We start from the raw sequence: 14079 nt of genomic DNA, 5'->3' as shown, positions 1-14079 counted from the left end.
CATCCGCTGGACGGGGAGCCAGTGCTGGTACACCTCCGTCCCGACGGCAAAAAGGACCCCCCCGACGAAGAGCAGCCCCCCGCGCCGACGGAAGCAGGCCGACAGTCTCTGGCTGTCTGGTGGGCACAGGCCTCGCAGCCAGAGAAGCCCAAACCCGGCGAAGAGCCCCACGTGCACGATCTTGTCCACGTTCGTGCCCTGCGTGTCCGGCATGCTGCCCGTTGGGAGGGTCAACGCCACGAGGATGCCGACCGTCCAGAGCGTCGCCAGCAGGCGGTAGTGAACGGTGCGAAGCGAAGCGAACATGCGCATCGGGCGGAGCGGGTGTGAGGAGAGAGACTCTGGCTCAGGGACGCGGGTTCAGTCTCGTCGACGCGCGCCCCCAAACCGTTCGGCCGCCACGCGGGGAATCATGTCGAGCAGGTCGGTCGCCACCATCGACCGGGAATCGTGGGTGGCCCCGTACCGCTCCGCGGCGGCCCCGCCCACGTGGAGGGCCGCAGCGGCGGCCCTGGGCGGCGGCACGCCTTGGGCCATCAGGCCCACGCACTGCCCGGCCAGCACGTCGCCCGTGCCGGCCGTCGCCAGGGCCGGTGTGGCGATGCTCCCGAGGAAGCCCTGGCCGTCGGGCCCCGCGACGACGCTCGGCATGCCTTTCAGCAGGCACACGGCCCCCCACCGCTCCGCGTAGGTTTGGGCGACGCGCACCCGATCCGTGAGGTCCACGTCGTCCCCCGCGAGCCGCCGAAATTCGCCGGCGTGCGGCGTCAGGACCCACGGCCCCTCTCGCTCGTCGGCCAGTTCGTCGATGTGCCCGGCGAGCGCGTTGAGGCCGTCGGCGTCGAGCACGAGGGGCGTGTCGACCGTCCGCACCAGCTGCCGCACGAACTGCGCCGTGTCGGGGGCCCGTCCGAGGCCCGGCCCCACGAGCAGGGCGTCGGCGGTGTCTAGAGGCTCTCGTAGCACGTCGAGGGCCGCGTCCGGGGCGATGCCGCCGTCGTCCGTGGTTGGGAGCGGGAGGGTGGGAACGGTCGTGAGCGCGTTCGAAAGGGGGGCGTGTACGGTCTCGGGACACGCGCAGCGCACGTACCCGGCCCCACTGCGGCCTGCGGCCCGCGCCGCCATGGCCGGCGCCCCCGCAAACTGGGGCGCGCCCCCGACGACCAGGGCCGTGCCCACGCTGTACTTGTATGCGTCGGGCGCTCGGGGCGGCCACCACGCCCGCACCGCCGCGTCGGTTGTCTCGCGCACGCAGCCGGCCTGCTCTGCGACCCGGTCGAGCACGAAGGGCGGAATGCCAATGTTGACGACCTCCACCGGCCCGGCCCGCTGCGGCCCCTCCCCCACCCTTAGCCCCACCTTCGGGGCCGCCATCGTCAGCGTACGGTCGGCCCGCACGGCCACGCCGAGGACCGCGCCCGTGTCGCTGTGAAGGCCGGTGGGCACATCAAGGGCCACCGTCGGGGCCGCCCGCTCGTTCACCCACTGTACGAGGCTACGGATGGGCTCCCGAACGTCGCTCGTGAGGCCCGTGCCCAAGAGGGCATCCACGTAGAGGCGAGGCTGAAGCGGCGCCACTGCCTCTGTCAACGAGTCGAGACCATCCAACTGGTGAATTGTCAATCGCGCCCCGGTCGCCTCTTGCGCTCCAAGCCGGCGCAGCAGCGACAGGTTCTGGGCCGCATCGTCGCTCAGCTCGTCGGGCGGACTCGTCAGAACGACGTGCACCCGAGCCCCTCGGGTCAAGAGGTGCCGGGCCACGACGAGCCCGTCTCCGCCGTTGTTGCCTTTTCCGCAGAGCACCCCCACGGCCTCGTCCCGCAGCGGCCCGTAGGCGTCCTGAATGCGCTCGGCACAGCCACGGCCGGCCACCTCCATGAGCGTAAAACCGGGCAGGCCGTACTCTTCGATCGTGTACCGGTCGGCCGCCCGCATGGCCTCTGCGGTGAGGACGGGCGGGCACGAGGGGTTGGCGTGGACGGAGGACATGGCTCAGGACGGGCAGTTGCAGTTTGAATGATCGCGCAGGGTGATTCTCATCGGTCCTGCTCCGACGCCTCGGACGAATCGGGCTGCCTGGAATCCGGTGTGGGCCTGGGCCCAAGGACTGGAATTCGCAGCGGGGCCGGCAGTTCTGTCGTCCAGCGGGGGCGTGCCTCCAGCGGCTCGTCCAGCCACGTGACCGGCTCGGCGGGCACGTACGGCTGGACCTGTCCGCCGTCCCATCGCCCGTTGTCGTTGCGGTCGAGGTAGGCCCGGAATCGGTATTGCCCGTCCGGAAGCTCCGCAAACTCGAACGGCTGCCCAGACGAGGTGGTGAGGCGGCGGTCCTCCACCGGAATCGAGGACTCGACCGCCCTGAGCCCCACCACGACAGGGCCGCTGTGGAGAAGCGAATCCGGCCGTGCCCGCCGCTCTCGCTTCTTCAGCGAGTCGCCCGGGGTCGCAAGGGTGTCCGTCTGAAGTGAGTCTGTTTGCGGGGATGTCGGACGGGCGGCTGGGGGCCCCCTTTTCGTATTTTCGTCCTCGGCCCGCGTCGTGTCGACGACGCGGACGCGGCCCGCAAGCTCGCCGAGCACCCGGTCTGTGACGCGCCGGAAGCGGCGACGGAAGGTCGTGTCGGGCCGGGCGAAGACCTCTCCTGCCACCGTCACGTCGACGACCTGCCCGGGCGAGAGGGGCGGGTCGAGCCGGAGCCGGTACGCAGTGCCATCGTCGGTCGCAACCGAGAACGCCTGGGACGCGCCGGTGGTGTCCTGGACGCCCACCCCCTCTCGCAGCGCCGCGCTGTCGGGGACCTGGTTGAAGCGAACCCTCGGCTGCACGCCCGGCAACAGGGGCCGCGCGCCCGTCGAATCGCGCCCAAGGCCAGTCGGTGCAAAGCCCCGAAACCGCGTGCGCAGGGTGTCGGCCCGCGGGGACGCTCGAAAGCGGGCCGTGTCCGGACGAAGCGGCTGCCCCAGGGTGTCAACCACCGCCCCGCGCCGCAGCGGGAGGACATGCCGCGCATCCGACATCGGGGCCGTCCGCACCACCACCGCGTTCGGGCGGTTGGGGGCAGCGTAGACGCCCTGCACCGCCACCGCCCTGCCGGTGGCCGAATCCCGCGGGGCCCAGGCCGCCGGCGTGCGTGCACCGAACGCCACCGGTTCGTCGAAGCGCACGCGCAGGCGCCGCTGGCTGACCGGCCGCACCTCCTGGAGCCGCGGGGCCGTCGTGTCCCTCCGGGCCAAGCGCCAGGGCACCGGCACCGCCGCGGCCCCACTGTCGGCCTGGAGGGACCGTCGGGGCGGCACGGCGACGGGCTCCTGCGGGTCGGGCTGGCGGTTGCGGTTGTTGTCGCGGAGGGCCACGACGTAGTAGGGGGCCTCCCGCATGTAGTCAAACGAAAAGCGCCCTCCCTCTCCCGTCTGCGTGCGGTAGCTGGGCGCATCGGGCAACGGCCGAACGGCCTCCGCGTCGGGCGGCCGGGCATACGCAAACACGTCCACGCCCTGCTGCGTGATGCCCCGCCGTCCATTTACGACTCGTCCCTCAATCTGCCCCCGGTTGATGCGCCGCCCCGTCGAAAACGCCACCGTGATCGGATTCTCGAGCGAGACGCCCCGGACGTCGCTCAGGTTCGTGTCGAACGTAAAGATGTACGTCGTGCTGTCGCGCAGAGGCGTGGGGAACTGTATGTCGACGGCCTGCCCATCCCAGCTGAACTGCGGCCGCTGCTCGAAGGTGGGGGTGATGGACAGGGACTGCGAGAGGGTGCTCCGCTCCACATACTCCGAAAACTCGATGCGCAGGGCTTCGGTGTCCGTGGACACGTTGACGGTATCGCGCACCGGGCGGGTGTGGACGATTGAGGGGGGCGTCGAATCTCTCGGCCCTCCACTCGGGGCCTGCGGATTGGCGCACGACACGAGAAGCAGGACCAGCAGTCCGACAGCGCCTCCCACAGGAAACGCCTTCCAGGGCTCCATGGCCCTCCTCCGGCAGCAACGCCCCGCCCCCGTCCGTGCCGACCGTGCATTCCACTTCATCGTGCCCACCAGTCGAGGCCAAAGAACTGCGCGGTCGTGGCTCGGCACCTCCCTCTACGCATAAATCCCCCGCATCTGGAGCGCGTCGGACACGCGGCGGACCCCCACCACGTACGCCGCGATGCGGAGGGACACGTCGTACGTGTCCGCCGTCGCGTAGACCTTGTCGAACGCCTTTCGCATCATCCGGTCGAGGCGGCGGTTGACCTCCTCTTCGGTCCAGAAAAACCCCTGGCGGTTCTGGACCCATTCGAAGTACGACGCCGTCACGCCCCCCGCGTTTGCCAGAATGTCGGGGACGACGAGCACCTCCTTTTCCGCCAGCACCTTGTCCGCCCCCGGCCGGGTGGGGCCGTTTGCGCCTTCCGCCACGATGCGGGCACTGAGGCCCTCGGCAATCTCGCGGTCGATCTGGTCCTCCTTGGCCGCCGGGACAAGCACATCGACGTCGAGCGTGAGGAGCTCCTCGTTCGTGATGGGCTGGGCCTCTTCGTAGCCCGCCAGCGTGCCTCCGTTCTGCTGCGTATAGGCCCGCATCGCCTGCAGGTCGAGACCGTTCTCATTGTAGTAGCCGCCCGTCACGTCACTGACGGCCACCACGGTGCAGCCCTGCTGGCCCAGCAGCTCGGCGGCCGTGGCCCCGACGTTGCCGAAGCCCTGCACCGCCACGGTGCAGTCGCCCGGCGCGAGCCCGAGCTGCTCCATCGCGGCGAGCGTTACGGTCATCACACCTCGCCCGGTGGCCTGGCGGCGCCCCTTCGAGCCGCCCAGCCCCACCGGCTTGCCCGTCACGACGGCGTTTTCGGTCCGGCGGGCGTGCATCGAGTAGGTATCCAGCACCCAGGCCATGATCTGCTCATTCGTGTTCATGTCGGGGGCCGGAATGTCCTTGTCCGGCCCGAACACGTCGAACAACTCGGCGGTGTACCGGCGCGTGAGCCGCTCCAGCTCCTTCGGGCTCATCTCTTCCGGGTTGCACGCCACCCCGCCCTTCGCCCCCCCAAACGGCAGGTCGACCAGCGAGCACTTCCACGTCATCCAGCCCGCCAGCGCCTTCACCTCATTCAGCGTCACGTCCGGGGCGAAGCGGATGCCGCCCTTGCTGGGGCCCAGGACGTTGTTGTGGATCACCCGGTATCCCTCGAAGACCTTCACGCGCCCCGAGTCCATCTCCACCGGGATCGACGTCACGTGCATCCGTGCGGGGCGGCAGAGGTATTCGTAGAAGCCAGGGCTGAGCTCCAAAATTTCGGCGGCCACGTCAAACCGCTCCATCATGGACTGGAACGGACTGTCGCGGTCAATGGGGGCCGGCTCGCGGTACGCCGACCGCTCGTAGACGTCGAACTTGAACGGCATGGCACTGCGGGACAAAATGCGACGATGGCGAGGCGAGGACGCCTTCGTCCTCTCGAGGAAAGCGGAAGAAGCAACAGGAAAGATCCGGATTCTCCGCCAAAAAGTCGAACAGGCGGCGGCGCGTCTTCGAAAAGAACGAACGATTCGTGGGGGCTTCGGTTGCCCGCTGCGTACGAAGCGTCGTCCGCCCCCACTCCCATCGCCCAATTTTCATGCCCACGCCCCTTCCCACCCGCCGTCGCAAGGCCGTCGCCGCCCTCACCCGTCGCCGCGGCCGCCGGCGCCACGACCGGACGCTCGTTGAAGGGCCTCGCGCCCTCCGGGCCGCCCTCGACGCCGAGGCCCCGCTCGTCGAGGTGGTGGTTACGCCCGACGCCCTCGACGATACCTCCGTCCAGGCCCTGCTGGAGCGGCTGTCGGTTCCGGTGTACGAGACGGACCCCGACACGATGGCAACCCTTGCCGACGTGGCGACGCCCCAGGGCCTCGTGGCCGTGGCGGAGCGCCGCCTCCTCGACCCCGAGACGGTCTCGGAGCAGATCGGCGATGCCGGCACCGTCCTGCTGCTGGACGGGGTACAGGACCCGGGCAACGTGGGCACGCTGCTCCGCACGGCGGCGTGGTTCGGGGCGGAGGCCGTGGTGGCAGGCCCCGGCACCGCAGGCCTGTACGGCCCCAAGGTGATGCGTGCCGGCGCTGGCAGTCACTGGGCCCTCCGCCTTGCCCGCACGGACGCCCCCGGCCCCTTCCTCGACCGCCTGCGCCGGCACGGCGCGGCCCTTTACGGCGCCGATCTTCAGGGCACCCGCGCCGACGCGTGGCGTCCCGACCGCCCCTCGGCGCTCGTTTTGGGCAGCGAGGCCCACGGCCTGAGCGCCGCCGTGCTCGACCGGCTCGACCTCACGGTCTCCCTTCCCGGCGCCCCCAACCGGCCGGCCGCCGAGTCGCTCAACGTCGCCGTCGCCGGGGGCATTCTGCTGTACGAGTGGCTCGGGCCTTGACGCTGCGCCCGCTGTGCCCGGTTAACATTAAGAAACGAGAAACGACGTTAGATTCTGGGCTGCCCGCGTGTCTATCGGGTCCATTTCTTTTGGGGTTCATTTCTCCCAAAGCCCGGTCTCTTGGTGGGGGTCCGGGCTTTTTTCTTTGCCGGAACGGGATTTTTGCCCTCCTTTCCCCAACGATTTGTCTCTCCACGCCCTTCGGCCCCCATGGGTCCGGAAACGGAGACGATCTACATGCATTGAGCCCCGACGGCTTATCGCGCTTCTTTTGTGTCTATCACCTTCTTTTTGCCTTCTATGCCCACCTACACAATTATCGGTTTCGAAAAGGACGGCTTCGATCCGTTCTCGAGCGTCGCGACCGCCGACACCCCCACCGAGGCGGCCCAGAAGGCCATCCAGGATACGTTCATCAAGACCCAGGGCCGACGTCCCCCCAACGCCGAGGCCCTCGCCCAGCTCGAAAATGAAACCGGGCTTTTCGTGGTCGGCATCATCGAGGGCGAGCACGACAACCTCAACGAGATCGTTGACCACTACGAGCAGTGGTAGCCCCCGCTTCGGCGCCCATGGCTCGGAACGGGTCCACCGATCCTCGCACTTCTACGAATGGCGCCCGCCCCCACCAGGCCCTTGGACGGACCGCGTGCACGGGCCCCTACTCCGACGCGAGCAGGGCATCGAGGGCCGCGCTGATCTCTGTGAGGCACCACCGGTAGTCGGCGCGCGACCCGCCGTAGGGGTCGGGGACGGCCCAGGAGACCAGCACGTCCGGGGGCACGTCGTGGTCTTCCCGGAGCCGGCGTGCCACCGCCGGACTCATGGCCACGACCCGTTCGGCCGCCAAAAGGTTCACCTCCGAGACATCTCGGGGCGTGTGGGGCCGGAGCGAGAGTCCTCGCGCCTCGCGCAGGGCCCGCTCCGCATTCGGCGCAGGCCCGTCGCCCGGGGCCGCCGAGACCCCCGCGCTCTCCGCCGACACGCCCTGGGCCTCCGCGAGGGCCTCGGCCATGGGGCTGCGACACGTGTTGCCGGTGCAGACAAAGAGAAGGGAGGTGCTCATGGCGGCCCGTCAGAGATCGAGCGCACGTGGAGAGACAGAGCCCCAGGAGGCACGTCCTTACGACCGCCAGGCCTCCCGCCCAACGCGCGCCCCGGACGCCACAAGGTACCCCCCGTACACCAGCAATCCAATCGCGGCGGCGTCGGCGAGGGCTGCCGGGTCCGCCGACGGGTGGAGGGCCCGGTGCAGCGCCCGCGGGGGCGCCAGCCAGGCCGCACAGACAGCGTCGCCCTCAACGCCCCCCACACATCGAAGAGTAGGCAGTGTGAGCAGCAGGCTCGCGCCGCAGAAGGCCGTGGCCCCCACCCGCCAGCGCCGGAACCAGGTCGCCACCGTACTCGCGCCGAGGGGCGCTCGCCCCGCCACAAAGAGCCCATCTCCGGCATAGAGCGCAAGCGGGATCACCACGAGGGCCCCATTGCCCGCCACGAAGGCCTCCGGGCGGCCATCGATCATCAGGTAGACCGTCCCCATGAGCAGCGACGAGGCCCGCCAGTAGGCCAGGAGGTGGCCCCGCACTGCGGGCCGCCGCACAGCCGCGGCGAGGAGCCCCAGCGGGGCCACGACGAGGAGCGCCGTGGCAAGGACAAAGTCGAGGCGAATGAGGGCGGGCAGCACAGCGCGATGGGCGGGGTCGAACGATCAGCCGCGAGCCCCCCAATCCTCCCAGAAAGACAACAAGCCTCCGGTCTCCCGGAGGCTCGAGCCGAAGCGGTGGGCCCTCCTGGATTTGAACCAGGGACCTCTCGCGTGTGAGGCGAGCGCTCTAAACCGCTGAGCTAAGAGCCCGCATCAAATGTCGGCCTTTCACAACGGGGGCGGGCGAGCGGTGTTCGGCCAAGATGAGGCAAAGCCGCCATCGGCCTCAACGCTCTCGGACCGTCATAAACGTCGAGGCCGTGCGGCCCGTGTCGGCACTCGGCGCCGGGGCATCCATCGGGGCCGCAAAGGGGACTTCGTCGGAGGGGGATGCTGCTCCCCCCGACAGGGGACCCGAGGGCACCGCGCCCGACCGCGGCGACGCTTCTCTCTGCCCCTCCAGCGGCGCATCCGAGCGTTCGATCGCCGTGGCCGGCCCGGAGGAGAGGGTCGACGGCTCCACGAGCACCGACCCGGCGAGAAACCCCACGACGAGAGCCACGGCGACGGAGGAGGCGAGGGCCAGAGCCAGGACGGCGCGGTCGTCCCCCTGCGCCGAAAACAAGCTCGGGACCGGGCGCTGACGCAGGCCGTCGTCTACGTCCCGTTCTACCTCCACGGCCGTGGCCGTCAGGGACGACTCCGGCTTCTCCCCCTCACAGCCGCAAAGCAACTCGCGCGTCTGACGAAGGCGCTCCACGTGTGCCTTCAGCTCAGGGTTGGCCTCCACATACTGCTCAAACACAGCCTCGACCGACGGGTCCATGGTGCCATCCACGTACTCGCAGAGCCACTCGTCGAGCCACTCGTAGGAAGGAGCCCCGTCGCCGGGGGCCTCTCCGTCAAAGGGGCGCTCAGGGAACTGCATAAGACAGTGATTGGCCGGGTGTACGTTTGCGTCGGGCCCGTCGGTACGAGGCCCTCCGTTGATCTATTCCCCCCGCGGCCCGAGGCAGGCAAAACGATCGCCCCGTGCGGTGCGGTCATGCGCTGCGGATTCGGAATGCAAGCCGTCGCCGATACGTATTCGAGTGCACGCTCCTTGTTTCTGTGAATTCCGGTTCTGTCCGGCAGGAACGGGGCGGCGCCGTGGAGCAACGGACCCTCATCACGGGACGCTCCCTCCAAAACGTTCCCTCCTATGCCGCGACGGGGCGCGCGTCCGGCGGGAGCAGTCGCCGCAGCAGCAGCGTCATCACGAGCGAGGCCGCCCGGGAGGCCCCGCCCTTGAGCTCGTAGTCCGCCGCCACGAGCGCCGAGTAGGCGTCGGCAATCGCCGCGCGGTCGTAGCGCTGGGCCGCGTGTTTGTACTCCTCCACGAAGTAGGGGCTCACGCCGATGTAGCCGGCGAGATCGTACTTGTTTTCGCGCAGGGCCCCCGGCTTCTGCAGCTTCCACAGCTTGTCGAAGTAGCCATTCAGCACCGCCACCATCATGATGGCCTCGCTGCGCGGGTTGGAGGCTTGCTGGAGGATGCGATCGACGATGCGTTGGGCGTCGGCGGGGCGTCCCTCCCCGAGCGCGCTCTGCAACTCAAAGACGTTAAAGTCGCGGGTCTGGCCGCTGGCGTCGAGCACGTCATCGGCCGTGAGCCGCGTGCGATCGCCGGCGAACGTGATGAGCTTCTCAATCTCACTGGCCGCCCGCTGCAGGTCGGTTCCCACGTAGTCGGCGAGCATCTGGACGGCCTTCGGCTTGATCTCGTAGCCCTGGCCCTGCACGTAGTCCTGAATCCAGCCCGGCATCTCGTTGTCGTACGGCGACTCGAACTCGGACCACGTGGCGTGCTCCTTGAGCGCACGGTACGGGTGGGCACTGAGGTTGGGCTTGCCGGTGCAGGCGAGGAGGACGATGGCCTGCGGATTGGGCTGAGCGGCGTACTCCTTGAACTGGCGGTTGTTGTTGAGCTTCTCGAACTCGCGCACGATCACGACCCGCTTGGGGGCCCCCGCGGGGAAGCCCTGGCACAGCCCGATCACCTCCGACGCCTCGGCCTCCGACCCGTAGACCACGTCGAGGTTGAAGTCGTGCTGGCTCGGGTCGAGGGCCGTTTCGATGAGGAGCTCCTGCAGCTCGTCGATCAGGAACGTCTCCTCGCCGAAGAAAAAGTAGAGGGGCTCAAAGTTCTGGTGCCGAAAGGCCGTGGCCAGGTTGTCGTACGACGGGCCCGTGTCTTTTGCCATTGTCGAGGTTCGGCTGTCGAGCTGCACATGAGAACGCCGGCGCGACTCCCGGGTCGACGCTCGCAATTCGAGATTCGGCGTGATCAGGTCGGGAGGGGCTCGTCGTCTTCGGAGAGGTGGGCCCCGTGGAGGCGGTAGCCCAGGTCCCGGAGCCGCTGGAAGTCGCTCTTCGTCATGCGGTGGACCAGCCCAAAGAGGGTCAGCGTCTCGCCCTCCAGCGTGGCGGCGTGGTGCCAGGCGTCGAGGGGCAGGTCCTCGAGCCGCTCGGTGAGGGCGCGCCGGGCCGTCTTCACCTCTTCCAGGATGTCGTGGATGGCGCGCTCATTCCAGCCGGCGTCGTACACCTCGTCGTCGATGTCGACCGGCGAGAGCGAGGGCCCCTCCTCGTCCACAATTCGGTCGACGCGCGCCTGCCGGATTTCTGCGTCAAGCGTGGCGATGGCCCCGTACAGCTCTTTCATCGAGAGGGCCCCAGGCTCGGGACGGCCGTTAAGGATCGCGTCGGGCAGGCTGTCCACGACCGTCCGGAGCGCCGTAATCTCGTCGACGAGGTAGCCGAACTGGTCGATCAGCGCCTCCCGCAGCGCTTCCGGGTCGTCGGCCCGGGCCTGGTCGATGTCGATTGTCTCTTCCATCTGTGTGGCGACGTGTGTGCGTGTTGGAGGGGGAGCGAGAATGCAGAGAGGCCGGGGCGGGCGATCCCTGCCCCGGCGATCCCCGCCGCGGCGCCCGGTGCCCGTTCATTCCGCGGCGTGCTGGGTCTGCGGCGGCCCCTGTCGCTCGGCGCCCCAGTCCTGCTCGCCGTCCGTGGCCATGCGCTCTTCACGCTGGTGGGTGGTGTCCAACTCGTCCATCCCCTCTTCGGCGAGCCAGTCCAGAAAGTGCTGATCCTTCACGCTGTGGAGGTTGTTGTCTTTCTGAAACTCCCACTGCTGCCCAAACTGCTTGTTCTTGTACTGATCGAGGTAGTCGAGCCGGTCCTGGACCTGCTCGGTGGGCCGCAGCAGGTCTTCGAGGTCGAAGACCGCCTCGTCGCGACTCTGGAACGTGAGGTCGTGCTCCTTCGACATGACGATGGCCTCCTCGGGACACACCTCCTCGCAGAAGCCGCAGTAGATGCAGCGGAGCATGTTGATCTCGAACCACTCCGGCTCCCGCTCCTTCACGTTGTTCACCTCCTTCGACTGCATGGAGATGGCGAGCGGCGGGCAGGCGCGGGCACACAGGTTGCACGAGACGCACCGCGGCCGGTCGTCCTCTTCCACGAGCACCGGCCGCCCGCGGTAGCTGTCCGGCGGGTACCACTGCTCCTCCGGGTACTCGAACGTGTAGGTCGGCTCGTTGGCCATTCGGTCGAACGAGTAGCCGAGCCCCTTGAACAGCTCCGGCAGGTAGAGGCTTTCCCAGAAGTTGAGGTCCCGCTCGTTCTCTTTTTTGGTATTCTCGGGGGTGCCAGGCATGGGCGTAGAGAGTTGAGGGTTAAGGGTTAAGAGTCAAGAGGCACACGGGGTATACGCACTGTAGAAGGAAGGATTCCGCGCCGCGCTCATCTTCATCGTCAAGAGCCAATTCATTCCGTCCCCTCCCGCCGAATCCTCAACCCTCAACGCCCAACGCAGAAAGATCAGTTCATGCGCGGGTCGTCGGGGAAGTTGGCGAGGACCGCGTACTCCCCGCCCATGCGCCGCAGGATGGTGCGCCAGAGCTGGTCGGGATCGGTGTCGAAGAGAAGGTCGGCGGCGGCCCCAGGCACCGGAATCCAGGCCTCCTCCCCGATTTCCCCGTCGAGCTGGCCGGGCCCCCACCCTGCGTAGCCGAGGAAGAATCGCAGGGTGTCGGGCGCGGCGTCGCCCCCCTTCGCGATCTGCTGCACGACCTCGAAGTCCCCGCCCCATGTCACGTCGCCGGGCAGCGACACCCCGCCCGGAATGTCGTCGCGCGTGTGGAGGAAGTGGAGGGTCTCGCGCTGCACAGGCCCGCCCATATAGAGGGGCGGGTCGTAGGTCACGTACGCGTCGAGCACGTCGCCCAGGCTCACGTCGAGCTCCCGGTTGAGGATGAGCCCGAAGGTGCCCTCCCGATCGTTATGCTCGCAGAGCAGCACCACGGACCGCCGGAAGTTGGGGTCCTGCATCATCGGCGCCGAGATGAGCAGCGTGCCGGGGCCGAGGTCAACCTCGTCGGAATCGGGCATGAGGGGAAACGTAGGCAGATTGGGCCGGAGGGATTGCGCCTGTGAAGCACTGAGCAAGGTGCTACCGATGCCCTCGACGCATGGTTCGCGTCGATGCACATCCGGGACGAAATCCGTTTCCGCTGACCCCTGCCCTCCCTACGCCCGTTCACCCGAAGAACCGCCGCGTCCACACCTCCACCTCATCGAAGCCCACTCCCCACGCCGCCCCGAGGTAGACGGCCGCGTACGCCCCCACCACGACCGGCGTCACGACGAGCACATGCCAGCTCGGGAGGAGTCCCCACACGCCCGCCGCCGGCCCAAGCGATATGATCGCGAGTCCCCCCATGCGCCCGACACGCCCCCATGGGGTGCGCGCATTGGGAAGCGGCCCCCGAAGCCACTGGCGCAGCGCCGCCACCTCGACCCACGCCCCCACCGTCGCGCCCAGACTCAGCCCGAGCGCCCCGAGAAACAGCCCATCGCCCGGCAGCGGCCCGACAACCCGCTCAAGGGCAACGGTGTCGAGCCAAAACATGGCCGGCACCGCCACGACTGTCGAGACCGTGACGCGCAGGACCGCAATCCAGGCCGGCGTCGTCGTGTCGCCGATCGCGTAGAAGGCGTTTTGGAAGAGCCGCGAGAAGGTCGTCGCCAGGATGCCGAGGCTATACCCTCCCAGCACGATCGCCACGAGCCACGTGCTCGCCGCCTGAAACTGCCCGGTCCGAAAGAGCGCCCCCACCAGCAGCACGCCGAAGGCGAGGTAGCCCACGACGGTGGGCACCGTGAGGAACGCGATCTGCCGCAGCGAGCGACGCAGGCGCGCCGAGAACGCCGCCATCTTCTCCTGCGTCAGGCGCGAGAGCTCCGGCAGCTCCGACGCGGCCACCGACATCCCGAAGAGGCTGATGGGCAGCATGTAGAGAATCTGCGCGTAGCGAAGTGCGCTGAGGGCGCCCACCGCCAGCCACGACGCGAGAAAAAGGTCGAGGTACGCCGAGAGCTGGGCCACCCCGCGGCTCGCCACCACGGGCCCGAACGCGCCGAGGGCCTCGCGCACGCCCTCCACCCGCGTCGAGACCGAAAACTGGAAGCCCTCCATCTCCCGCACCACGAACGGCACCTGCACGCCAAACTGGAGCAGCCCGCCCCCGAAAGCCCCCACGCAGGCGACGAGCAGCAGGCGCGTGAGGGCGTCGCCCGAGAGGGCGTCCGGCGCGCCCGGCGTGCCCGCCAGCGCGTAGCCGCCGCCGAAGAGGGTGGCGATGATGGCCGCGTTCCACAGCACCGGCGCCACGTACGGGACGAAGAACTGCCGGTGGCTGTTGAGCACGCCCAACGCCCAGGCCGAGAGCACGAGCACGCCCGCCATGGGAAAGATGATGCGCACGGCCCGCACTGCCAGGTCAAACCGGTTAAACGGCAGTGTGCCCGCCGCCACCCGCGCCGCGTCGTCGAGAAACCCCGGTGCCAGCACCGTCACGATCGGCTCCGCGAAGACGACGCCGAGCAGCGCCACGCCGCCCGCCGCGGCCAGGAGCAGCCCAAAGATCGCCCCGGCAAACCGCCCCGCCGCCTCGGGCCGGTCCTCCTCGAGGAAGCGGCTGTAGATGGGGATGAA

Annotated in this window: 14 protein-coding genes and 1 tRNA gene; 2 read left to right on the top strand and 13 right to left on the bottom strand. The window is 68.8% G+C overall.

The features are described from left to right. The 4 genes from V5A20_RS09950 to V5A20_RS09935 all read right to left on the bottom strand — a co-directional run. A partial coding sequence (locus tag V5A20_RS09950) for a hypothetical protein (protein WP_332327246.1) occupies nucleotides 1-306 on the bottom strand: 306 nt, incomplete at its 3' end. A gap of 54 nt (nucleotides 307-360) precedes the next feature. Next, entirely contained in the window at nucleotides 361-1989 is a 1629-nt protein-coding gene (locus V5A20_RS09945) for an NAD(P)H-hydrate dehydratase (RefSeq protein ID WP_332315999.1), read from the bottom strand. Between the two features lie 47 nt (nucleotides 1990-2036). Continuing rightward, nucleotides 2037-3971, bottom strand: coding sequence for an Ig-like domain-containing protein (locus V5A20_RS09940; protein ID WP_332327245.1), 1935 nt, complete (start codon nucleotides 3969-3971; stop codon nucleotides 2037-2039). Nucleotides 3972-4085: 114 nt separating this feature from the next. Continuing rightward, nucleotides 4086-5390 (bottom strand): Glu/Leu/Phe/Val family dehydrogenase, encoded by a 1305-nt coding sequence (locus V5A20_RS09935; protein WP_332315997.1) that lies wholly within the window; start codon nucleotides 5388-5390, stop codon nucleotides 4086-4088. A 212-nt stretch (nucleotides 5391-5602) separates the two neighbouring features. On the opposite strand from V5A20_RS09935, the gene V5A20_RS09930 reads away from it, so the two are divergent. Together V5A20_RS09930 and V5A20_RS09925 are read left to right on the top strand one after the other, a co-directional pair. Continuing rightward, nucleotides 5603-6391 (top strand): TrmH family RNA methyltransferase, encoded by a 789-nt coding sequence (locus tag V5A20_RS09930; protein WP_332315996.1) that lies wholly within the window; start codon nucleotides 5603-5605, stop codon nucleotides 6389-6391. A gap of 300 nt (nucleotides 6392-6691) precedes the next feature. Continuing rightward, the gene (locus tag V5A20_RS09925) at nucleotides 6692-6946 is read left to right on the top strand and encodes a hypothetical protein (RefSeq protein WP_332315995.1); all 255 of its coding nucleotides are present in this window, start codon (nucleotides 6692-6694) and stop codon (nucleotides 6944-6946) included. A 106-nt stretch (nucleotides 6947-7052) separates the two neighbouring features. Here V5A20_RS09925 and V5A20_RS09920 read toward each other — a convergent pair whose 3' ends face one another. The 9 genes from V5A20_RS09920 to murJ form a co-directional block, all read right to left on the bottom strand. Next, complete coding sequence (locus V5A20_RS09920) at nucleotides 7053-7457, bottom strand: arsenate-mycothiol transferase ArsC (protein WP_332315994.1); 405 nt, start codon at nucleotides 7455-7457, stop codon at nucleotides 7053-7055. 57 nt (nucleotides 7458-7514) lie between these two features. Then, nucleotides 7515-8075: a DUF3177 family protein gene (locus V5A20_RS09915; protein WP_332315993.1), complete on the bottom strand. Its 561-nt coding sequence runs from the start codon at nucleotides 8073-8075 to the stop codon at nucleotides 7515-7517. 97 nt (nucleotides 8076-8172) lie between these two features. Continuing rightward, nucleotides 8173-8246 (bottom strand) — tRNA-Val (locus tag V5A20_RS09910). A 76-nt stretch (nucleotides 8247-8322) separates the two neighbouring features. Further along, the gene (locus tag V5A20_RS09905; RefSeq protein WP_332327244.1) at nucleotides 8323-8964 is read right to left on the bottom strand and encodes an anti-sigma factor; all 642 of its coding nucleotides are present in this window, start codon (nucleotides 8962-8964) and stop codon (nucleotides 8323-8325) included. A gap of 271 nt (nucleotides 8965-9235) precedes the next feature. Then, nucleotides 9236-10279, bottom strand: a complete 1044-nt coding sequence (gene holA / locus V5A20_RS09900; RefSeq protein WP_332315991.1) for a DNA polymerase III subunit delta — start codon at nucleotides 10277-10279, stop codon at nucleotides 9236-9238. Nucleotides 10280-10362: 83 nt separating this feature from the next. Continuing rightward, entirely contained in the window at nucleotides 10363-10914 is a 552-nt protein-coding gene (locus V5A20_RS09895; protein WP_332315990.1) for a DinB family protein, read from the bottom strand. A 105-nt stretch (nucleotides 10915-11019) separates the two neighbouring features. Continuing rightward, complete coding sequence (locus tag V5A20_RS09890) at nucleotides 11020-11739, bottom strand: NuoI/complex I 23 kDa subunit family protein (protein WP_332315989.1); 720 nt, start codon at nucleotides 11737-11739, stop codon at nucleotides 11020-11022. Between the two features lie 164 nt (nucleotides 11740-11903). Continuing rightward, on the bottom strand, nucleotides 11904-12473 hold the full coding sequence (locus tag V5A20_RS09885) for a YqgE/AlgH family protein (RefSeq protein ID WP_332315988.1): 570 nt from the start codon (nucleotides 12471-12473) through the stop codon (nucleotides 11904-11906). A 148-nt stretch (nucleotides 12474-12621) separates the two neighbouring features. Further along, on the bottom strand, nucleotides 12622-14079 hold a 1458-nt coding region (gene murJ, locus V5A20_RS09880; RefSeq protein ID WP_332327243.1), incomplete at its 5' end, for a murein biosynthesis integral membrane protein MurJ.

Origin of the sequence: Salinibacter sp. (assembly GCF_036626415.1) — a bacterium.
Taxonomy (GTDB): domain Bacteria; phylum Bacteroidota; class Rhodothermia; order Rhodothermales; family Salinibacteraceae; genus Salinibacter.
The sequence above is the reverse complement of the archived record's forward strand: the minus strand, read 5'-3'. Positions and strand labels throughout refer to the sequence as shown.